Source organism: Anabaena azotica SJ-1 (genome assembly GCF_047275885.1).
GTDB lineage: Bacteria > Cyanobacteriota > Cyanobacteriia > Cyanobacteriales > Nostocaceae > Trichormus_B > Trichormus_B azotica_A.
On sequence record NZ_CP178454.1, the window covers coordinates 4,111,075 to 4,131,741 of the forward strand.

The following is a 20,667-nucleotide window of genomic DNA, read 5'->3' on the forward strand; positions in this document are numbered from 1 at the left end:
CACAGATGCCCTAATCTTGAGGCGATGAGGTTGAGTCACATTCCATTAGAATGTATCATCCCGTGTAATGCTGCCATTGGCTGGGGTTTGGAAACTGTGATTGTCCCCTGTCTCCCAGATAGTCTTGCCATTAGCATCACGTTTGACAAACTTGTACTCAAAGCTTGTAGAAGCAGGTAAGGAAACCTTCACACTCCTAGTTGGATAGGCAGTTGGAGAAAGCTTGATACCAGAAGATGCTTCCCAATTGCTTAACAATGGGTTGTTACCAACCAGATAGATATTTTCACCTGGGTTTGTGGTGGCATTAACATTAAAGGTGACATCAGTTTGAGGCTGATTGCAAGCATAGCGATCGCACACAACTTTAGGTGCATCGCTTTCGTTATTATGCATTGCTTCAATTAAATTGATGTACTCACCCATTGCCCAGCTGAGAGGACGGATAGAGCGTGTTGCTGTACCAGGGATAGAATCAGCAGGGGTTGTGGTTTCCCAACCAGTAAGAGAGGTACTTTTATTCCAAACCTGTTCAGGGATAAATCCCGCTTCTGAAGAAAAGGCTTTGAGAGCTTTAAGATAGGAATCTCCAACAGCACCTTTCCCTGATTTAGCTACTTCATAGATACCACGTTCAGCTGTGAAGATTGGCCAGAGACGACCACGACCAGTTCCATCAAAGTTACGACCGTCATTATGTTCTCCATAACCATCGTAATTGTAACGGAACCAAGCATCAGCACTCTTATTGCCATTAACAGAAATGGTTTGCTTGAGTATGGCATCGTATTCGGGGATGGTTTCTAAGATTGTCCAATCACTTGGACTCATCGCCCCTAAACGTACCAATTCCAGAAACCCACCATCAATAATGTAGCGTTCACCGTTCTTACCAGTGCCATTTTTAAATTCCAGTTCTACATCATCATTAGGATCTTGGTTAGCGGTAATGCGGATGTAATACTTGCCATTGCCATGAAAGCCAGTATTAGTAAAAGTCCAGTTAGCGACATTATTGCGCCACTCATCTGCTTTTTTGAGGTAAAAACTAGCTGCGTCAGGATCGTTGCTTTTTTTGGCTAAGTCAGCAGCACAAACCAAACCAGAGATTTCAGCAGCAATGGTCGAAGGTGAATAACCAGCCATTTCTTCCCAGCGTTCCTGGTCAGTATAGGGTCCGTTTTTGGCTAAATATTCAGCAGCTAATTTGATTCTCGGCCACAAATCAGTCCGGTCTAGTTTCCAAGCCAAGATAATTGGCATGGCTGTTTGATCCATCTGCGTACCATTCCAATAGATGCGGCCATCAACATAGCTGTTTTGTGGGAAGCGGCCATTGGACTGCATTTGTACATTAAACAGGTAGTTAACGGCTTTATTTGCCGAAGTTGTATCACCTGCCGCAATCAAAGAACTAGCAAATTTGAACAAATCACGTGGCCAAACTAGATGGTAGCCGCCTTGATTACCATCACCATTGGTTTCACCCCAAGGTGTTGCAGGCCCTGCTACCATGGCTCCGTTGGTTTTGTCTTGGATACTCTTCAGGGTCATGGCTGCTAAGTAATACTGATCATCAGCCAAGCCACCTTGATCTTTCAGCCCTTTGGTGTAAGCTTCCCATTCCTTGGTATAAGTGCCTTCCAAAGCAACTAAATCACTGTTGAGAGTACCATTAGCTACATCCATCGCTTCTGACTCGTTTTTGCCAAATCCTAAGACAACATCAAAGGAAATGCTAGAGGCAGTAGTGTTGCCAAAATCCAGCCAGCCCATTTGCGCGACGTTACCGCCAAAGGCACCTTCATAATGCCAGTTCATTGTCTGATCTTTACTGCTTAACAGGTCGGTAAAGCCGTCACTTTTACCAACAAAACCATTGGATACCATCACACTACCGTCAACATTTTTCCATGGTAGTGAAGTGGTGAGAGCAGAAGAAGTCGAATTGGGTTCAGAGGCAACTAAGAAAGTTCTAGACCCAGAAGATAGAGTCCGGGAGTTGTCCCCACCGGTTGAGGCTGGAGAATTGCACTGTGTAGAAGCACTGCCACTTCCCGTATTATTGATAGACGGATTGTTGAGAACGTAGACATTATAGTCTTTGACAGTTTTTCCAGGCTCAAGCGTCTCGAAGGTAACTCTTTGAATGACAGTAGGACTAGTAGGGTCGCTAAAAAACTTTTTAGTAATTTTCCAACGGCCATCTTTATCCGTGCTTGTGGTCTGCCAAACCATTGAGCGTTTGTTAACTTGAACAATGTCATGCTTTTGTTGACGTTCTTCATCACCCCAAGTTTTATTGGCATCAGTGACTAAAAATTGCAGGTCAACATTTTGTGCATTGTCTACGGTTGGGTAAAAGACTTCAGTCAGAACGCCTTCCGCACCAGTGAAATACACCTTCGATGTATCACTGGCGGAAGTGCCGAGAAAATCTTTAGCTGATGGAGCCCACACAGATGGGACACCAGGGGCGCAAGGTGCATTATCTGCCAATACTAAACTAGGTTGGAGCAGCATAGACCCCAGCGCCACAAATACAAAAACAAACGATAGGACGAGAATTGAGAATTTTGATTTTTGCATATTTAACTGAAACTCAAAAACATTGATTTTTTGTGAATAACGCTACCAAAAATGGAAATTTTCTCCTAAGAGTTATCGGGTTTATTGCCAGTAGCGCGGACATTGACTAACTTACTAAGCAGGTCAAACCAGAAGGGGGCTCCCATGAAAACCGCTAATGTAGTTATCATCCATCCGCACACGGCAGATGAAAATTTACCCAGATTAAATTGACCTTTGTTAATGGGGCAATAATTTTGATTTTGGCAATCCATAAAATTTGCCACATTTTCATAAAATGGTGCAATTGGTAAATGATTGTCAAAAATTTTGGGGAAGTTTGCTTCCAATTTTTCGATGTCCAGTTGACCATTAGCATCAGTTGATGAATTATAAAAAAGTTCTCCGGCATTATTAGCTAAGGTAGTTCTCAGAGTAGAGTCATTAAGCAGTGTTTGAGAAATATATAGGGTGTCTAAATTCAATAAAAGTGTGATAAATAAGCCTAAAATAAAGCAGACTAATTGAGCATTTCGTTTGTAAACACCTGCGGCTCTATCCATGGAACTATCAAACCAAATCTCAATTTCTTTCTGGAATGACAATAGTTCATTTTCACCATTTTTTATTTTAATTTTGGCATTGTTAGCCAGTATTAAAAGGGTGTCTAGAAGTGATTTGGGAATTTTACTTTGAGTTTCTGGTGATTCCAGAATTGTGATTAGTTCTTGGATTTTCCCAAAGGGTGATGTACCTTTTTGAAGTTCATTAATGAGAGCGATCGCAAATGTTTTAGAGTCTATATAGCTAGGAGATGATGTTGAATATAGTTTTTGTTCAGCGTTTTTTTCTGCTGCTTCTCCATGCTGGTTATTGTCCTTATCTTTATTTTTATGTTTTTGCCAATTAAAAACTAAATTTGCTGTGAACCTTGACCAAAATGAAACTCCAGTATGATTCATACTTTGAATGAGCGGATTGTTATAAATCTGATCTCGAAAATCTTTTGTTTTCTGGAAATCTTGAATATCCTGTCCAAGCATTAATTGCAATATAGACTCTTCTAAATGCTGAGAACGCCATTGCAAAAGAGATGCAATTATTTCTTGAATAGCTGAAACAATCAGAGCCGCAGAAATATAGATAATAATCAACCCAATGGATACATCAAGAATCACTGAAGTATTCATAATGAATTCGCCTTTTCAAGTTTTTGTTGAGAAGATGTCTGATTAAACGAACAAGGTTTCAAACATCTTCCAGGACTTACACAACTGATATATTAGTAGGGTGTGTAAACTTTATTTTGACTTTTGACTTTTGACTTTTGACTTTTGACTTCCGCGAAGCGGTACTAGGTTGCTCAATAAGTTGTAATAGTTGTCAAGAAACTAATACTAGGGGTAAAGAAATATTCGCCTCCTTTCATATTTACCCACAACTTAAATTTGTAATCTACAGTTTCAGCTTGACCCCAATTTTCTGGCCATTTTTGAGTTCCTTCTGGTTGACCAATCAGCGGATCTGGTCCAACGTTAACTTGGACAAAGTTTTTAGCATTTGCCCATCTGGTTTGCATGAAATTAAATTGATTTTCAATATCAGCTTGAAAGCAAAGAAATAGTAATCCTGAATCTGTTTCTGGTTCTTGTGTGGGATTATTAGTCCCATAACTAACTGCTCGTCTGGCGATGCGATGTTGTCTTTCTACTTCTAAAGCTTCATCAAAACCAGGAGAAGTCTCGACTTTGCCTGTGTCTCCGCGAGGATTTGTTTTGCGAATGTGGGCATGAAATGGGCATTTTGTGCCGGCGCTATCATTGTCAAAGTTGAAGTTATTAATTGGGGTGGTTGCGGCAGTGGGGGTATCTGATAGATTGACTGGAGTTCCATCATAAAAGCGACCAACAATTAATGCTCCTGCTAAGTCATCTTGAATGTTGAGAGTTTTGGCTAGTTGTTCCTGATCTTGACGAAATGCTTTTACATTTTGTTCAAGTTTTCGGTAAACTAAATAACTACCGTAACTATCCTCTGTTCTGCCATTAGGATCTTTCGCCAACAGAATATCTAGAGAAGCTCTAGAATCCCATTGATCAAAACCGGTGTCTTTTGTGCGGGCGCTGATAATATCTCGTTTCAAAAATAGAGGCTGACTTACGCCATCAACAAAACCAAAATGTTCAATAATTTGTCCGGCTTGATTTCTCAGAATAAAGCCATCTTCTCTGTGTAGAATATCAGCTACTAGACGTAGTTGTTGCATCATTTTATTGACGGCTTGCAATAAAGAAATGATGTCATCATCTGCCATTAACACTAGGGCATGAATTTGATTTTGAAATCCGGTTTCCCATGTATTAACTTCTGGGTCGCCTAAGGAAGTTCTGATATTATTATTTTTCATGCCCTGGCGAAATGGCTGATCTGTGGGAATTTGAAACGGTTCAATTTCCAGATATTCATATCCCTTGCACGATAAAAAGAAGTTAGCGAACAAACCACCAGAAACTTTTTCTTGTCGGTAGCGTACTGCTTCGTCAGATTGTTGTTTGGCTGATTTTAAATAATTTTTAGCAAAGCTTTCAATCCACTGTTTGGCTGCATCTATTTGATCAGGTTTGAATTGTAAAAACAGATGCACGTTGTAGTCTCGTCCATGTCCTTTGAGAATGTTACCCTGTAAATCCTCAAGTAAAGTCTGGTATTTACCGGGATTTTCTGGATCAAGCCCATCTTCTGGTAGTTTTTTTAAATCTTCTTCAGTTAGTGCCATTGTTTAATTCCTGGTTTTAGGTTAGGTAGATCAAAATCAAAAGCAGGGCAAATGCATCTTATTTTGAAAATGCTTACAGGACAAAGGTTGCAACTATTGTTGAGCTTTGTAGCTAAAAATTGAAACCCTTACTGGTCTTGGATTACATAATTTAGATGCGTTTGCCCTGAAATCAGAAGCGATCGCTCATTCGGCTACAATTTCTAAGATGTTAGACTGGGTTGCCATTAGTTATTTACGCTGCAATTTTTACCATTTTGGCGCGGGAAGGCTTGCCTACTTCATTGACATAAAACATCATGTAGTAACCTGGTGGGTAAAGATTGGCGTTTGTTGGGGCGTTAAAGTTGATGGTAGACTCATCTCCCAAAACGACATTTGCGATCGCTAATTCTGCTAATCTTTGTCCATAATCAAAGGAGTGAGTTACAGCACCCAACTTCACTAACACCACTGAACCTTTTTCGGTGGCATTCTTCACAGAAATGCTTCCAGACTCACCATACTTAAGCTGTTCAGGGGCTGTCAGAATTTGAGGGCGCAAACCTGGTTTATATAAATAAGGAGGACTGAATATCTCTGCTTGCCAAATTTCACCAGGAACAAAGGGTTCTGGATCTCCCTGAGCAAAATAACTTTGAGGGGATTCATAATACTCCTCAACATTGAACTCCTTCTCCTGACCTGATTTGTCTGTCAGTGTGGGGAACTTATAATATGTCTGCGAATCTCGGACTATATTCACGTGAACAGTTCCATCTTTTTCACGTGCTGCCCGGTTAGCATTACCACCAATCACTAAAACACGAGCATCAGGTAACAGGACTGCCCCATTATGATATAGCCTGGGTAGTCTAGCTGGATTCATAGATTTGGTGCTGTAACCACCAGCCGCAGAGGAATCAGGGGTTAGCAGCAAAGGCTCATAAACTGGCTTATATTCTGGATATTCACCACCATTGATTACCAACAGTTCTTTGTTAGGGAGAATTACTGTTTCCAGATTGGCTCTTGGCTTGTTGAGAAAGTTACTCACAATTTCCCACTTACCATTCTTTTCTCCACTCTTTTGAGGAGGTATCCAACGCTGTAGACTGGTAGCAACCCTCGAACCTGGGGGAAATCCTTGTGTATTACCCAAACGTCCAAAGTTAATATCGTTAGTGCCGACAAGACCACCAATTAGCAACACATCTTCAGAATTAGGGACTTGGAGAGCAGTTCCATAAGCTTTAGATGTTTCTCCCCTTTCCGGGCCAACTTCAAAACTAACCGAAAACTTACCATTTACATCTTCATTGATGGACATTAAATAGCTTTTTCTGCTGGCTTGTGACACCAAAACTCCAGCAATACCTCCATCATCTCCAGTGATCAAAAGTCTGCCATCACTAGTTGGAAATACCCTGGGATAAAGGTCAATACTGTCATAGCTATCAACATCTTTAAGTTTGGTGTTAAAAGGACTATTTCTAATCGTTGTGAGGTCTATAAAGTGGAATTTTTGAGTTTTGGGGTCATAGATTTCTAAACTGGGATTAATTTGATTGGGAGCATCTAATTTGAGTCCCGAAAAAATGACTATTTTGCCATCTGCTAAGGGAATTAAACTAGGATACCAACGCCCTTGTTTGAGTTGACCTAAACTAGACCAGGTGTTAGTTTTCCAATTATAAAGATTTACTTGTCTAGAGCCTGTAAAAGCTCCTCCAGGATAATAGCGTCCAGTACCACCGATAACCAGAACATTACCATCAGCTAGTTGCAAATGACCGGAACAAAATAAATCGTTTGTTTCTCCATATTCGATGGCTGGTGGTGTAGAAATGCGATCGAATTTCTCCGTTTTGGGATTGAACAGGGAAGTATTGTTAATTACTTCATTGTCTGTGACATTGACTCCCTCTATAAAGCTGACTTTGCCATTGTCATTAACAAGAGTATTGCGAAAGCTACTACCGTTGAAACTTAATACCTTGCCGTTGGGAAGGACTACAGTATGGACAGACTGCATCCGGTTTTCTGGAGGAGGCAGAGGGATAGTTTTCCATGCACCCATTTCTGTTCTCGGTCCGACTGTGGGGAGAGCGATCGCCTCCTCCCAGCCAAAGATCGTTAGAGTTACAGCGAGGATAAAAGCTACAAAAATCGAAATTATAGTGCGTTTTGATTTTTTAGTTAACATTTACTTCTGTTTGGGGTAAATAATTTTTTGCACTTTTTTCTGCGTAGTTTTAATGGCTTTTTCTGCAATTTCGTAGGCGCTTGGATATTGATTTGCAGGATCTTCACCAGGAATCCAAAACTTACGTCGAGTTAAACGCAGTGAATTGACAAAATCAGGAATAGCATTAAAAATTTCGATAGCGATCGGACCTTGATAAACTGGCATAATTGGTTCTAAAAACCCTCGCCAAGGTAGCCAACTTGTATGCACAGCCCCTCTATCGGGAGGAGAAATTTGAATATAATGAAGTCGTCCTTGTTCGGCTAAGTGTTTTACTTGGGTTTTAAATATATCTGGCCCATCACCATCTAGAGTTTCATGGGCGCTATCGATCACTACTCCCACTTGTTTACTGTCAACTCCATTCAAAAATTCAATCAATTGTGACAACTTATTTGGGCCAGGAGTTTCCCAGTGTGTTATCGGTTCAATGGCTAATTTGACGTTCTTACACTTCGCATATTCACCTAACTGATTGAGGATGGGTTGAGCGTTGGCATAGCGGATTTTAAGATGTTCTTGGAGTTCATCACTCCAGATAGGAGTGCCACAGTCTGTAGTTGGAAACACACCATAGGGGATGACAATTGGTCCCATCATAATTTCACCGCGTAATGCGGCGGTGATGTCAACCCGTGATTTAAGATACTCTAAGGCTTGTTGTTGTTGTTTAGGATCTGAAGAACTAGGATCTAATGTTTGAGTTGCACCAACGTTGGTACTAATTTTGACATTTGCTAATCCTTGTTCGTCCAAATAACAGCGCAGATTTGTATAATCCTGTAAATCTTTGCTGTAGTCTTGAGTTACCCCAGGAGCAATTGGAAACTCAAAACCAGTGTATCCATAAGTTTGCAGCTTTTTAATGTGCTGGATAATGGTTTTTCGATAATCCAAATCATCCGGCTTCATATTAGTAGTGAACATGAAAAAGCTTAAATAAATATCAGGTAAACTCAATTGGTTACTCATGTTGTAATTTATCCTTTGGGGATGATAATTTTTCAGAAACTGATAACTTTACAATGGGTTTAAATTCCCAATTTGGTGATTAATTCAAGGGCTTATTATTCCAAATTTGGCGATCAATCTTCCAGCATCCATACTCTTTCTTCATTACCCATAAAGCCCGATAATGAGCTTGTGTAGATGGACTGCCATCCATCGGGCAAATGTTAGCGATAGAAATTCCTATCACATAACCAATATCGTCAATGACCTTGATTTCTTCAGCAGTAAAAGTTGGATCTATATATTTATCTGCGATGGTTAGCGCAAATCCTTCCAAGATATCAGGAATTCCGCACCGATCAGGAGCATTTGGAGGCATCCAAAGTGCATCTGAGGTGTACATTTGTCCGTAAAGTTCTAGATTTCTTTCCCTAACATTGTTGGGATAGACTTCTTCAAATATCATTCTAATCTCTTCTTTATCTGCTGATATCATGTTCAAACTCCTGTGTGTTTAATGGTATATATGCCTGGTAAAAACTTGTTTACTGACATACTTTCCAAAAGTTACTTGATGAATTAGGGAGTAAAGAGTTAAGAATTACAGACATTTTCAAAATCTTAACTCCTATCTACTCCCTGTTTAAATCTCAGTATTTATAATCTCAAAGAGACTAAAAACCAATTTGTTTTTGCAGGTATTTACGAGCCATTAATGCATAAGTTAAAGGTTCAGCTTTATTAGGATCTTGTTCTGCTTCCACCATGAGCCATCCCTGATAGTTAGCTTTAGCAAGTTCTTGTAATATTGGCTGAAACTTAACTGCACCAGCGGCATCTCCTGGAACAGTAAATATTCCTTCTCGAATGGAATCTAAAAAGCTACGACCAGTTTTTATGGATTCGTCTAAAACTGATTGACGAATATTTTTCAGGTGAACGTGTTTGATCCGATTAGCATATTTTTTAGTTACTGCTAGAGGATCAACTCCTGCATAGTACAAATGACCAGTATCGAGTAGTAGCTTAACTTTGTCAGGGTCAGTACCTTTCATCAGGCGATCAATATCTTCAAAGTTTTCCACACCTGTACCAATGTGGGGGTGATAAACTAACTGCATACCGTTGGCATTGGCCTTTGCACCGAGTTCATTTAGTCCGGTTAATAAATCAGACCATTGTTGGTCATTAAAACGTGGTCTGTTAACTAATGGGTCTACGCATTTCTTTTGATGAACAGCACCACCTAATTCGGCTACCACTATGGTGTTGCCATTCATCTTCTTCATGAAGTCTACTTGTTTGTCGAATTCATCACGAGTTTCTTGGGCTTTTCCTATAGTAAACTCAGTTCCCACCCAAGGTTCAGAAATTCTCAAGTTACGAAGTTTTAACTCTCTTTTTAAATCTTTGATTGCTTTTGGAAATTTAGGTGCATTTTGGGTACCTTCAAAACCAGAAAGCGCCATTTCACTGAGAATCTGCTGGAAAGGGATAGGAGGATCGAGGTCAATAGTCAGATCATCACTATTACTCCAACCTGTGGGAGTAATGCCTAAATTGACTTTTGTGCGATCGAATGTAGGGTCTAAGATTGCGGGTTTGTTGGTAGGAGGAACCAGAGACACCAAGACTGAATTTTTTCCAATTGTAGCAGCAGTGGCGGGAGGCGTTACGCTAGTTATGCCTATGAGGAGAAGGGCAACTAACAGCACTGATAAGCGACCAATATATCTAATTTTCTGGAAAATTGCAGAGTTGTTCATCTTGCGCTCATTGTTTGCAAACATGACTTAGTGATTCCTAATCTTTGATCTGTTATAAAAGTAGGACTCTCAAATAATTAGCAATGAGTAAAGAGTAAATAAAACCCATTGCTAATCATGACAATGAAAAGAGTTTCAGGTCTTACTGATAAGCCCCAAATTGGGTGACATTTCCGTTATAAGTAGTGCTGTTAGGCATGAGAGAATTAGAAAGATCCGCATTAAAGAACTTTGCTCCCTGAAGAGTGGCATCTGATAACCTGGAATTTCTCATGAAGCTACTAGAAAAATCTGCACTCGATAAATTGGATCGAGAAAGAACTGCTCCTCTAAGCTGTGCATTTTTGGCCACAGCATTGGACAAATCTGCATCAGATATAATTGCTGATGTTAGATCAGCATTAGTTAAATTCGCGTTGTTTAACTTTGCTTTATTAATCAGGGCATTATACAAATCTGCATTAGCAAGATTAGCCCCTGTTAGGATTGCTTCCGTCAAGGTAGTACCCATCAGAATACCTTCTGATAGATTGGCTTCCGTTAGATTGGCTCCTTGAAGCTTGGCATCATTAAGTAGGGCACCGGATAGATTTGCTTTGGATAGATTTGCCCCATTGAGTGCGCTGCCATATAAATCTCTATTCGATAGATCTGCTCCCGATAGATCGCAGTTATTACAGGCATTTGTTACCAGCAACTTTTGGTAATCTGTGTTGATAAAAGCGTGAGCGGGCAAACTAAAGATCGTTAAGCCCAAGATCACAGAGAAGGTAATGGTAGAAAGTCTACGCAACCAAGATGTCAGATTCATGTTCATCCTTAAAATTGTGAATGTTGGCAATTGTGTGAGTACCGAAGAATCTCTTTTTTTCAAGATGGAGGTAAACATAGTTAACTGTATTTACCCCCTATTCAGAATTGCTATGAGCTTTTAGCGAGTTTGACTGAAGGGTCTTCACTCCAAGTTGCATAGCCAAGACCTTTAGCGCCTGGTGGGTTAACACCAATCGTTGGCCAGAGGAGTCCTTCTGGATAGGCTTGGGGACTGGGAATAAAGGTTTTATCGTTTGGTTTAGTTCCAAAGGTATCTCGCCAATCTTGGGGTAGTTGATACCAGGTAGCCACATACCAAAGCTTGATAATGTTGCGGGCGATCGCACCTAGTTTTTGGGACCCCAAAATTTCAATCCGCAGTCCGTTAGTGATGATGGACTCGTCATTGTAGGTTTTGGCTTTTACATCGAGGCGATGAAAGGTTTCTAACAGTTCTCCAAACATATTTCCACCAATGATGTCCCGAATGGTGTCAAAGTAAAGAGTTGCTTGTCCGGTTCCCTGTAGATGAAACCGAGAGAAACCAGTTAAGGCCACTGAGATATCGAGAAAATACTCCCTATACTCAGCTGCATTAATATCCATTAATTGTTTACCTCCACAAAAATATAGATTGGTAAGAAGGTTGTAAGTCTGATGGCACTAAGGGTCAATAGCAAAAATCTGGCTATGGATGAGCGATCGCAAAGTGCTGCTTTGAGCCGATCACTTTTTATTTGTGATGTCCTAAATTTTGGGTTATATTCGTGGTTGTGGGAAAACAGGAGCGGCATGAACCCCATTCATACCAGGAATAGGATTACGAACTAACTGATTAACATATTCTTTGAGACGGAACATTGTCCCAACCGCAGGGATCAAATTTTCAGGATGTCCATTAAAAGCATTTTCAAGATCGCCTAAAAAATCTTTATAGGCGGTTTGAAATTTCAAGGCTGCTGTACGCAATTCTGATCCTTCGGGATAATCGCTCAGTTGTGCATTGTCCTTAATAGGATAAACAGCATCCCAATCTACGGTAAATTTTTCACCTGTAGGATGATGGGGTTGATCGGATTTGACAGGATCATCCTTATCTACTACATAGTATTGCCCTATTGCTAATTGCTCAAAACGAAAATCATGGGCTAGTTCTCGTTCTGCATCATAGATGGTTGCGACTCTTGACCCCTCACCCTGCTCTTGAATCACTCTTAAAGCCCGTATTGCTGAACGCAGATCGGTAACAGGGATGATGTCTCCGCCACCACTATAGTAGTATTCTGGGGTAATTTGTCGCTTGGGATCACCGCAGAATAGAGCATCACCCATTTCTTTATACAAAGCATTCAAACCACGAATGATCTCTGCATAGAATAAGCCAATGGTCTCGAAAGTATAGGATCGATCAAGTCCCAGAATAGACAGCACCACTTGTTCAACTTTTTGGAAAGAGCGAGACTTAACCAATGGAGTATTGGCGGGAACTTCTTTAGACCGTTCAATTTGACGAAAAATCGCTACAGTCTCCTGGGAAAACTTGCTTAAAGGTACTTGAAAATCTGTCGCTCCTGTTGGTAGAAACGCAGGATATCTGGGAACAAAATCATCTGCCGTCAGAGTGTTTTCAAGATCTCCTCCCACCGCATTCAGAACATTGGCTACGAGGGTTAGGTGTAGCATTTCTTCTACAGCAACCTGCCGGATAATATGGAAAGCCTCTAAATTAGTTCCAGGTTTGAGGGAGTAAAGAGCAGTAAGGTAAGGGGGAATAGTTGCGTGTTCTAGCTTCATTGCTTGAACCAGATAGTAACGCAATTCCTCTACCGTTGTAATCAGCGTTAAAATATTTTCCGTAGTCATAATACGTCTACTGACAATGTGTTCTCGATTCTCTCAGGGGTAATAGCTTGGTTAGAAATCCTCGGATTTCACAACTTTTTGAGCATATCTTCGGCAGCAACAAAACTCAGTGCAGCAATTGTCAAAGTTGTATTTGAACTACCAATGGTTGGCATACTTCCCGCACCCAGTAGGTAGAGATTCTCATGATCCCAAGAACGCAGATGTCTATCAACAACTGAGTTGGTTTTCGTTGTTCCCATGATATGAGTTCCTGAAAAGTGGTTTCCACCCCGGTAGAAGTAACCTTCACCCTCAAATTCAAAATAGGCAGGGTCTGAAGAATCGTAATGGGTATAATCTTCTGCTCCCAAACGCTGGAAGATCACACGAGAGAGTTTTCTTGTGTAGGCCAGGGTTCTGAGCGCGTAGTCAGGTAGGTTAAAGTTAATGATGGGACGATAATTACCCAGTTGATCCTTGTACTTCGGATCAATAGTGACTCGGTTATTGGCATCAGGAGGCAATTCGCACATGAAAGCCAACAACAGTTGTCGTGAAATCCGACTAATCAATGTTTGGCGCAATTCTTCGCCATATTTGTTTTTACTATCAACTGCATCCAAGACTTCACTATAAGGTGATCCTGTTGCCCATCCCCAACCATCATTGTGAATATCTACCGCGAAGGCAGATTGTTTCTTACGAAATTTACCGTTACGAAATGTTCCGATTCCTGATGTAACCAGCGGACCTCGCATAGTTCCAGTCACTTCAGGCATCAAAGCCCAAGCTAACATGAAGGGGTGATCCATTAAATGGCGACCCATCATATCACTGGTGCTAGGCAATTCAGAAGCGAGCATCAGCCGAGCGTTTTCCACTGCATTAGCCGCTAAAACAAATAATTTTCCCTTGGCGGTGCCTGTAGTGTATTCAGCACAATCAGGTTTTTCATAACGCTTGAAGTGAATGGCACTGACACGACTATTTTCTGCAATTTCTACCCGGTCAGCAACTGCTTGGGAAAGTATATGAACCCGACCTGTATGGAGAGCTTTAACTAAGGTGCGGCGAGCATCATACTTTGCTTGCACTGGACAAATGGGAACACAGTTGGCGTTCCCTTGGCAACGTTCCCCATACTGAATAGGATGGGTACTGGCAACTCCGTCAGGAACAAAGCCGTTACCATTATCGTATTTAGGGTTGGGTACACCATTACGACCTTGAGGAAAAGTAGCAAAGCTTAATTCCAGGGTCTCGTCATAGAGGTTAACTTTAGTCCCACTAACTTTCTCAATGACTCTCTTATCCAAGTAAGAGGGGGGCAGCTTTTCCATGGGGAAAACATAGCCCTCTTCAAATTTGACACCTAGTTTTTTTTGCTCTTCTGTGTCCCCACAAACTCCAATTTCGTGTTCCGCTTTGCGGTAGTAGGGCATCAGATCGTCATAGCTAATTGGCCAGTCCAGACCTTGTCCATAGAGAGTCCATAACTTGAAATCGTCTGGTAACATCCGTGGAGTTTTTGCTTCCCAGTGCATAGTCGTCCCACCGGGAACTCTTGTATAAGAACCCCCAAGTGTCATCGGACCTCTTTCTACAAAATAATCTCCAATATCATTGGGACTTAGTGCATTAGGATTTTTGGGATATGGGGAGTTTGCATCCTTGGCAACTGCACTGTAAAAGGTATCAACATAGCTTTGAAATCCTGCAAGGGTGAAATCCTTACTTTTTCCTGCTTCCAGGATTAATACTGTCTTTCCTTGTTGACTCAATTCTTTGGCAACAATAGCTCCAGCTACCCCTGCACCTACGATGACCACATCATAAGTTGTTTTAGAGACAGTCTGATAATCGACATTTGTAACAAATGTCTGAGGTTGACTCATTGGTTACTCCTTAAAAGCTACTTTTTGACATGAGTGTATTTAGCAACATCTCCTGGTAATGAGAGGAGTTTTGCTTCAGCAGTCTCATTATTGAATGCTCCCTCATTGATCTGAGTGAGTGAACTCTAACTGATGTCTTCTATATAGGGTTAACAGCAACTTTTGCAATGAATGTCCATCAAGTATAGGTATCGTCAAGTTTATTAACATACTAGGATACTAGCTGTAATTCCACTTACTTAAGAAAGCAAATGTATGTTGTCAGAATCAAGACGATTTCACTTTTCAATTTCTGAATTTACAGATTTTGTCAGTCTCTGTCTACTAGAAATAATACTGATTGATTTTCAGGGTAGATGTACTTATATTATTATGTAATACCACGTGATCGTTACTGAGTAGAGCTATAACCTCTTCCAAATCAGAGGTTCAATCTTTTTAAATCCAATCAGTTGCTATGGCATTTGGAGGCTCAAAAATACCTGTATTTCGGTAGAACCTCAGGGTTTGAGTTGGGCAAACAACATCTGATTTACCATTTCTTGTAAGTTAAGTTGGCAGGAAAATTGATAACTATATAACAAAATACAAAATAAATAAATACGTTACCAATAAGTAATTTTACTGTTTGTTTATAAAATTCAACTGTGAGAAAGGGCATTTTGTAGAGTCAAAACTAAGCTTATTACTTAATAAGCAATAGCTGGATTGAATTAGAAGCCCACACTTTATGCTTGCCTCAGTGTGGGATTATATTTCTCGATCTAAATACCTAATTCTAGCTATTACATCCTCTTTTTAAGTACAAGTATCTGCTGTAGCGGAATTAACTTTGATTAAATCACCAGTGAATACTGCTGTGTATTTAAAAGGTGATGAACCAGTACAAGTCATGGAAGTTGTATCAGCACGACGGGGACTTGACCAAGAATCAGCTTCTAAAGTCAAAGTTGTTCCATTCCAGGATAATCCCTTGACTACTAAAGAGTTAGTTTTCCCATCGCTCAATTTTCTCGCACTGACAAACGTAGCATAGTTTACATTCCCATTAGTTGGGTTGATACTGGCTATAACTGCTACTTTTGCAACGCCTCCACTACCATAGCTAGGTAGCCAACGGCCAGTAGCAAAGCGCCGGAAATCATTACCAGTCTGGGAACCTGTAGAGGTAAAAACGCCATATAAAACGCCGCTTCCATTCCAAAGCAATCCATATCCTGTACCGTCGTCACCGGTTGTTTCGTAGTCGCTGCGACACCATTTTTTTACACCATTATCAAACCGGATGATGCGCGGATCTTTATTAACAGATGATACTTGTTGATAACCAATATAGATAGTTGTTGTCCCAAATACTGCCTTTGGCCCGTTTTTAGCTTTAATTGTGGCTTCACTATCATTGCAAGTAAATGTTACAGAGCTTCCTGAAAAAGAGGCTGAAGCATTTTGGGCTAAAACTTTAGGAGATACTAAAGTTGTAATTGCTAAATTAGCCCCTAAAATTACTGCTAAAGCTGGAAATTTTAGATACTTGATGACTTGACGGCTAGAAATTATTGAATTACGCATGTGATGACAATTTCCATCAGTGGTTTACAGGAATTCCTATTTTCTGTGCAATGTCAATTTTATGACTATGCTTTAATTACTGACTTGGCCATTTTTACTAAATCAGTCTGCTTACCTGCTTTTAAACCAATGGTATACTGAACACCTTTTTGTCGCCAGGTTAAGGTAGCATCAGAACAATTAGCACCACATTTAGCATCTACAAAATAGCCAGTGATACCTTTAGCTAAAGATACGGCTTTACCAGTAAGTTTGGATGTCTTGCTATTGATAGCTTCAGCACTAATTATACCAAGACGGCAAGCTGTACCCCCACTACAATCTGGGCTAAATCCTAATAAGATATCGTACTTATTTTTGGTGCTGGTTTCGAGAATGGCGTAAAGTGGGTTTTCGCCATCTGATTCAGGAACATACGTTGGTAATAAAATTTTTATTTGACTGTTTTTCTTTAATTTAGGCAGAATTGACTTAAAAACTGGGTGTGGTTGCGAAGCTTGGCTATTAATATGCTGCTGTGGTACACCTGCTATCGCTAAATCATGAAAGCTGCCGATATTGACGAGTAAAGATAACGCAAATAAAGCACTAATGTGTTCTGATCTGATAATCATATTCTCACACCTGTTTTACTAAATATAATAAATTTTACTATTTTTTAGAAATTTAAAATATCTAATGATTTTTCTATTTCTAAATCTAAAATTCTAGCTTGTGTATCTTTATGTTCTTCTAGTTGTCCATCTTGCCAATATAAATGGGCGGCTTTCTGAAAATCATCAATTGCTCCCTGTTTATCTCCTATAATTAAACGAGCATTACCACGATTATAATAAGCATCTGTGTAATTAGATTTAATTTTAATTACTTTGTTAAAATCATCTATTGCTGCTTCATAGTTACCTAAATCACAATGAGTATTACCTCGTTGATAATAGGCATCGACATAATTAGGGTTGATTTGAATTGCCTGATTATAATCTGCAATTGCTGCTTCATAATCTCCTAGTTCTAACCGAGTATTGCCCCTGTTTTTGTAAGCGATTGCATCATCAGGAGCAATCTGGCTGGCTGGAATTAATTTTTGCTGTTCATCTGTAAGATAACGAGCAAGTTCTTTGTTTTTATGGGTAATAGCATAATGCGGATTAATTTTAATTGCCTGAGTATAATCTTCAATTGCTCCTTGATGATCTCCAATGCGCGAACGAGTGTCAGCACGATTTTTGTAATTAACGGCAATATCAGGATTAATTCTAATTGCTTGACTATAATCTTCAATTGCGGTTTGATAATGGCCTAGTTGATAGTGCGCTAGACCCCTTTGATTATAAGCTTTGCCATAATTAATATTAATAGTAATTACTTGGTTGTAATTTGTAATGGCTCTTTGATAATCACCTAATTGATAATAAGATATTCCCAATTTATAATAAATATCGGCATTATCAGGTTCATGTTGCAATGCTTGATGATAATTGTTAATTGCTGGTGCATATTCACGTTTTTGCAAATATTTATCACCTAATTTTTCATAAACTAGAGTTAGATTTGGTTGTTGATTTTGTTCTGATTCTGGGGTGAGATTAGTTGTATGAGATTTATCCAGAGATGATTCTACTAGTTGATGGGTGTTATTTGGAGTAGTTTGTGATTGTTCTAAATAGCATAATAAACCACCACCATATAATAATTGATTGATTCCAAAAGAAATTCTGCCAGTTTTTAATTTAATCATTTTGGTGGGGAGAAAACCAGCTAAAAAAAGATGATATTCAGATTGAGCTTCATTAACTTCTTCTTGAATTAAGACACAAACAATAACGGTATTTTTTTCGACTTCTTCAGAACTGACTGACCATCTAACTTTATCAATTGTACCGTGACGAGATTTTACTTCTACTCCGATGGAGGGGTTGGAGGTGAAGGTAAAATCACTTTTCCCGTCACCACCCATGCGTTTTTCATAATCGACTTCAGTAATAAGGTCAGCTAAACGTTCTTTGACGAGTTCTTCACCTAGTTTACCTTTAAGGTTATTAATAAAAACGTCACGGACTGGGGATGTTCGTTTATATTTTTCTGCCATTAACCAGCAAAATTCCCTTAGTGATTTTAATCTCTGTCCAGAGATAATAGTTAATTCACTGTGTTGGCCTTGTGTTTGGCAGTGAAGTAGACAACCAGATTTGAATCTTTGAAGAAAGTCGGTTTGTAGCGATCGCAGTAAGGTAATCCAATCCATTTATTATATTTATTTCTGCGGTCTTTTGATGGAGTCATTTTAATCAAAAATCTGGTTTGAGTAAAGAAGTAGGGTTAAAGCACATTGCTAAACCGCTACTTAAAAATGAGAAGCAAAAGGGAAAAATAGCTAAAAAGCGATTTGTTCACCAGGTTTGGGTGCAACTACTCGTGTAGCTAAATTGTTTTTCTCTAATAAGGCTTGAAATTCTTCTGTACTTCCTTTTGCTTGCAGAAATTTGTTTAAAAGTCCTTCAAATAAGATATCTCCCCCAGCAGCTGTAGGTAAAATGATTTGAGGTTGCACCCATTTGGCGACTTCTAAGGCACTATTCATGCCTTTGATAATTGATCCCAGCAAAGGTAAGGCTAAATCAACAATTGGTGTAATGACTACATTAATGGGTGCAACTTGTTTCAGTTGGGGTGAATGATAACCATGTGGTTCGTAATATAACGTTAAATTACTGGACAACTCTTTGAGGAGATAAGCATTTTCTAATACGGTAGGTCCGATGGGAGAACCTGGAAAAGCTTTAATTTCTAGTTGATTATTTAAGGTGAAAGTTTCACCATGATTGAGGGTGATAAAATTTTTATAGCCTAATTTTTCTACGACTTTAGCTGCATTAGGAGAGGCGACAACTTGAATATTTTTGTCAAGTTGCTTTAGGGTCGGTGGATGGGCATGATCTTCTAAACCCTGAGATAACAAGATCAAATCTATATTTTCTGGTATTGGCCGATCTTGAAGTCGATAACCTTTAAATAGCCAATCCAAGTTATTAAATGTTAAGGAATCAACTAACCAAGGATCAACCAATATTCTCTGGTTACCAATTTCCATCAGCCAACTATTGCTGTCTAACCAAGTGAAGTACATAGTTTTGAAGATAGTAATAATAATGCTTGGGATGTTATTTACTGCTCACTATAGCAAGAGGCAGGAGGCAGGGGGCAGAGGGCAGGAGGGAAAGCCTTATCCTGTAGATTTTTAAGTTTCAATTTGTATCTCATTCAACTACATACGGCTATAATGGTTAATTATATTTCTTTTGCCCCCAGTGTTTGCAAAAGCTTATCGACATTATCCAAATCGCCAACAATGCGCCGAATGGGATGAGGCCAAACTTTTACTAGGGTGGGAGTTGCTGAAACTTGATCGATTTCTGCTTGTTCTGGGTGTGTTAAAACGTCAATAACTTTGAGGGTATAGGGATATTTTAGCGATCGCTCTAATAATTCATGTAAATTTTGTAAAATGCGCTCTGTAGCGACGCTATGACCGGCAACAAACAGACGTAAGACATAGCCTGGAGTATGAGGTATGCCCTGTTGTGGATTGAGTTGATGTTGCTGGTATTGTGGGGCTGTATCTGCACGATCCAAGCGGACAATTAAATCATGATCTTCCCAAAGTTGGGGGAAAGAAGAACGATAAGTTCCTAATACCATGCGATCGCACAAATCTTCCTGCCAAGGTGCTGTTTGCCATACTAGCTCCCCAGTGCCAAAAATTGCCCTTAGCACAGATTGATGACGCATAACTGCTGGATAAGCTTCCGCAAAAGTTTGTACTTGCTGTGTGCGTGGATTTAGCCAGTGATCGATTGTTGCGGTATAACAAGGTACTAAAAAATGTGGCGGTTCTGGTAAATTCAGAATTTCCTGTAAAGCCCCACACAGATGCAGATGCCATCGCCCCTGCTTACTAGGATCAATACAATAAATTAAATCTCCTCCAGGTGTAAAAAGAGCAATACCTTTAAATAATTGGGGTGTAGATAGTTTGTCTGTAGTAAGCTTGGTCATAGAATTTTCGGGACTGGAAGGCATGGTAACTGGAAACTGGTAATAACAAATTACCCATTACCAATTACCCATTACAAAGAAGGCAGGAGGCAGAGGGCAGGAGGCAGGAGGAAACAAGTATAAATAACAACTTTAGTTCTGGGTTTAAAGCCCAGTTCAAAAAAAGAATTGTATCGAGTGAGAGTGCCACAAGACACAAAG

At 39.8% G+C, this 20,667-nt stretch carries 16 protein-coding genes; all 16 read right to left on the bottom strand.

From position 1 onward, the window contains the following. Window positions 1-45: 45 nt before the first annotated feature. On the bottom strand, window positions 46-2,523 hold the full coding sequence (locus ACLLO5_RS18035) for a glycoside hydrolase family 15 protein (RefSeq protein ID WP_413171857.1): 2,478 nt from the start codon (window positions 2,521-2,523) through the stop codon (window positions 46-48). A gap of 131 nt (window positions 2,524-2,654) precedes the next feature. After that, entirely contained in the window at window positions 2,655-3,758 is a 1,104-nt protein-coding gene (locus ACLLO5_RS18040; protein WP_413171858.1) for a hypothetical protein, read from the bottom strand. 173 nt (window positions 3,759-3,931) lie between these two features. Beyond that, on the bottom strand, window positions 3,932-5,344 hold the full coding sequence (locus tag ACLLO5_RS18045; RefSeq protein WP_413171859.1) for a Dyp-type peroxidase: 1,413 nt from the start codon (window positions 5,342-5,344) through the stop codon (window positions 3,932-3,934). 235 nt (window positions 5,345-5,579) lie between these two features. After that, entirely contained in the window at window positions 5,580-7,529 is a 1,950-nt protein-coding gene (locus ACLLO5_RS18050; RefSeq protein WP_413171860.1) for a galactose oxidase-like domain-containing protein, read from the bottom strand. Beyond that, window positions 7,530-8,543, bottom strand: coding sequence for a sugar phosphate isomerase/epimerase family protein (locus ACLLO5_RS18055; RefSeq protein ID WP_413171861.1), 1,014 nt, complete (start codon window positions 8,541-8,543; stop codon window positions 7,530-7,532). It abuts the gene before it with no gap. Between the two features lie 79 nt (window positions 8,544-8,622). After that, a complete protein-coding gene (locus ACLLO5_RS18060; RefSeq protein WP_413171862.1) occupies window positions 8,623-9,018 on the bottom strand; it encodes a YybH family protein in 396 nt (131 codons plus the stop codon). Between the two features lie 178 nt (window positions 9,019-9,196). Further along, the gene (iolE, locus tag ACLLO5_RS18065) at window positions 9,197-10,312 is read right to left on the bottom strand and encodes a myo-inosose-2 dehydratase (RefSeq protein ID WP_413171863.1); all 1,116 of its coding nucleotides are present in this window, start codon (window positions 10,310-10,312) and stop codon (window positions 9,197-9,199) included. A 118-nt stretch (window positions 10,313-10,430) separates the two neighbouring features. Beyond that, window positions 10,431-11,177: a pentapeptide repeat-containing protein gene (locus tag ACLLO5_RS18070; RefSeq protein ID WP_413171864.1), complete on the bottom strand. Its 747-nt coding sequence runs from the start codon at window positions 11,175-11,177 to the stop codon at window positions 10,431-10,433. A gap of 32 nt (window positions 11,178-11,209) precedes the next feature. After that, on the bottom strand, window positions 11,210-11,707 hold the full coding sequence (locus tag ACLLO5_RS18075; protein WP_413171865.1) for a hypothetical protein: 498 nt from the start codon (window positions 11,705-11,707) through the stop codon (window positions 11,210-11,212). A gap of 153 nt (window positions 11,708-11,860) precedes the next feature. Continuing rightward, window positions 11,861-12,964: a ferritin-like domain-containing protein gene (locus ACLLO5_RS18080; RefSeq protein ID WP_413171866.1), complete on the bottom strand. Its 1,104-nt coding sequence runs from the start codon at window positions 12,962-12,964 to the stop codon at window positions 11,861-11,863. A gap of 68 nt (window positions 12,965-13,032) precedes the next feature. Next, entirely contained in the window at window positions 13,033-14,841 is a 1,809-nt protein-coding gene (locus ACLLO5_RS18085; RefSeq protein WP_413171867.1) for a GMC family oxidoreductase, read from the bottom strand. 798 nt (window positions 14,842-15,639) lie between these two features. After that, on the bottom strand, window positions 15,640-16,410 hold the full coding sequence (locus ACLLO5_RS18090) for a hypothetical protein (RefSeq protein WP_413171868.1): 771 nt from the start codon (window positions 16,408-16,410) through the stop codon (window positions 15,640-15,642). 65 nt (window positions 16,411-16,475) lie between these two features. After that, window positions 16,476-17,024 carry a hypothetical protein gene (locus ACLLO5_RS18095; RefSeq protein ID WP_413171869.1) on the bottom strand — a complete coding sequence of 183 codons (549 nt, stop codon included), beginning with the start codon at window positions 17,022-17,024 and terminating at the stop codon, window positions 16,476-16,478. Window positions 17,025-17,068: 44 nt separating this feature from the next. Then, window positions 17,069-18,655, bottom strand: coding sequence for a tetratricopeptide repeat protein (locus ACLLO5_RS18100; RefSeq protein WP_413171870.1), 1,587 nt, complete (start codon window positions 18,653-18,655; stop codon window positions 17,069-17,071). A gap of 129 nt (window positions 18,656-18,784) precedes the next feature. Beyond that, window positions 18,785-19,537: an MBL fold metallo-hydrolase gene (locus ACLLO5_RS18105; RefSeq protein WP_413171871.1), complete on the bottom strand. Its 753-nt coding sequence runs from the start codon at window positions 19,535-19,537 to the stop codon at window positions 18,785-18,787. A 161-nt stretch (window positions 19,538-19,698) separates the two neighbouring features. Continuing rightward, window positions 19,699-20,466 (bottom strand): circadian clock KaiB family protein, encoded by a 768-nt coding sequence (locus ACLLO5_RS18110; protein ID WP_413171872.1) that lies wholly within the window; start codon window positions 20,464-20,466, stop codon window positions 19,699-19,701. Window positions 20,467-20,667 lie beyond the last annotated feature (201 nt).

What these genes read in the sequence shown, in the direction of transcription:
- ACLLO5_RS18035 (WP_413171857.1), bottom strand. Translation starts at nt 2,523, where the DNA reads ATGCTGCTCCAACCTAGTTTAGTATTGGCAGATAATGCACCTTGCGCC.
- ACLLO5_RS18040 (WP_413171858.1), bottom strand. Translation starts at nt 3,758, where the DNA reads ATGAATACTTCAGTGATTCTTGATGTATCCATTGGGTTGATTATTATC.
- ACLLO5_RS18045 (WP_413171859.1), bottom strand. Translation starts at nt 5,344, where the DNA reads ATGGCACTAACTGAAGAAGATTTAAAAAAACTACCAGAAGATGGGCTT.
- ACLLO5_RS18050 (WP_413171860.1), bottom strand. Translation starts at nt 7,529, where the DNA reads ATGTTAACTAAAAAATCAAAACGCACTATAATTTCGATTTTTGTAGCT.
- ACLLO5_RS18055 (WP_413171861.1), bottom strand. Translation starts at nt 8,543, where the DNA reads ATGAGTAACCAATTGAGTTTACCTGATATTTATTTAAGCTTTTTCATG.
- ACLLO5_RS18060 (WP_413171862.1), bottom strand. Translation starts at nt 9,018, where the DNA reads ATGATATCAGCAGATAAAGAAGAGATTAGAATGATATTTGAAGAAGTC.
- iolE (WP_413171863.1), bottom strand. Translation starts at nt 10,312, where the DNA reads ATGTTTGCAAACAATGAGCGCAAGATGAACAACTCTGCAATTTTCCAG.
- ACLLO5_RS18070 (WP_413171864.1), bottom strand. Translation starts at nt 11,177, where the DNA reads ATGTTTACCTCCATCTTGAAAAAAAGAGATTCTTCGGTACTCACACAA.
- ACLLO5_RS18075 (WP_413171865.1), bottom strand. Translation starts at nt 11,707, where the DNA reads ATGGATATTAATGCAGCTGAGTATAGGGAGTATTTTCTCGATATCTCA.
- ACLLO5_RS18080 (WP_413171866.1), bottom strand. Translation starts at nt 12,964, where the DNA reads ATGACTACGGAAAATATTTTAACGCTGATTACAACGGTAGAGGAATTG.
- ACLLO5_RS18085 (WP_413171867.1), bottom strand. Translation starts at nt 14,841, where the DNA reads ATGAGTCAACCTCAGACATTTGTTACAAATGTCGATTATCAGACTGTC.
- ACLLO5_RS18090 (WP_413171868.1), bottom strand. Translation starts at nt 16,410, where the DNA reads ATGCGTAATTCAATAATTTCTAGCCGTCAAGTCATCAAGTATCTAAAA.
- ACLLO5_RS18095 (WP_413171869.1), bottom strand. Translation starts at nt 17,024, where the DNA reads ATGATTATCAGATCAGAACACATTAGTGCTTTATTTGCGTTATCTTTA.
- ACLLO5_RS18100 (WP_413171870.1), bottom strand. Translation starts at nt 18,655, where the DNA reads ATGGATTGGATTACCTTACTGCGATCGCTACAAACCGACTTTCTTCAA.
- ACLLO5_RS18105 (WP_413171871.1), bottom strand. Translation starts at nt 19,537, where the DNA reads ATGTACTTCACTTGGTTAGACAGCAATAGTTGGCTGATGGAAATTGGT.
- ACLLO5_RS18110 (WP_413171872.1), bottom strand. Translation starts at nt 20,466, where the DNA reads ATGACCAAGCTTACTACAGACAAACTATCTACACCCCAATTATTTAAA.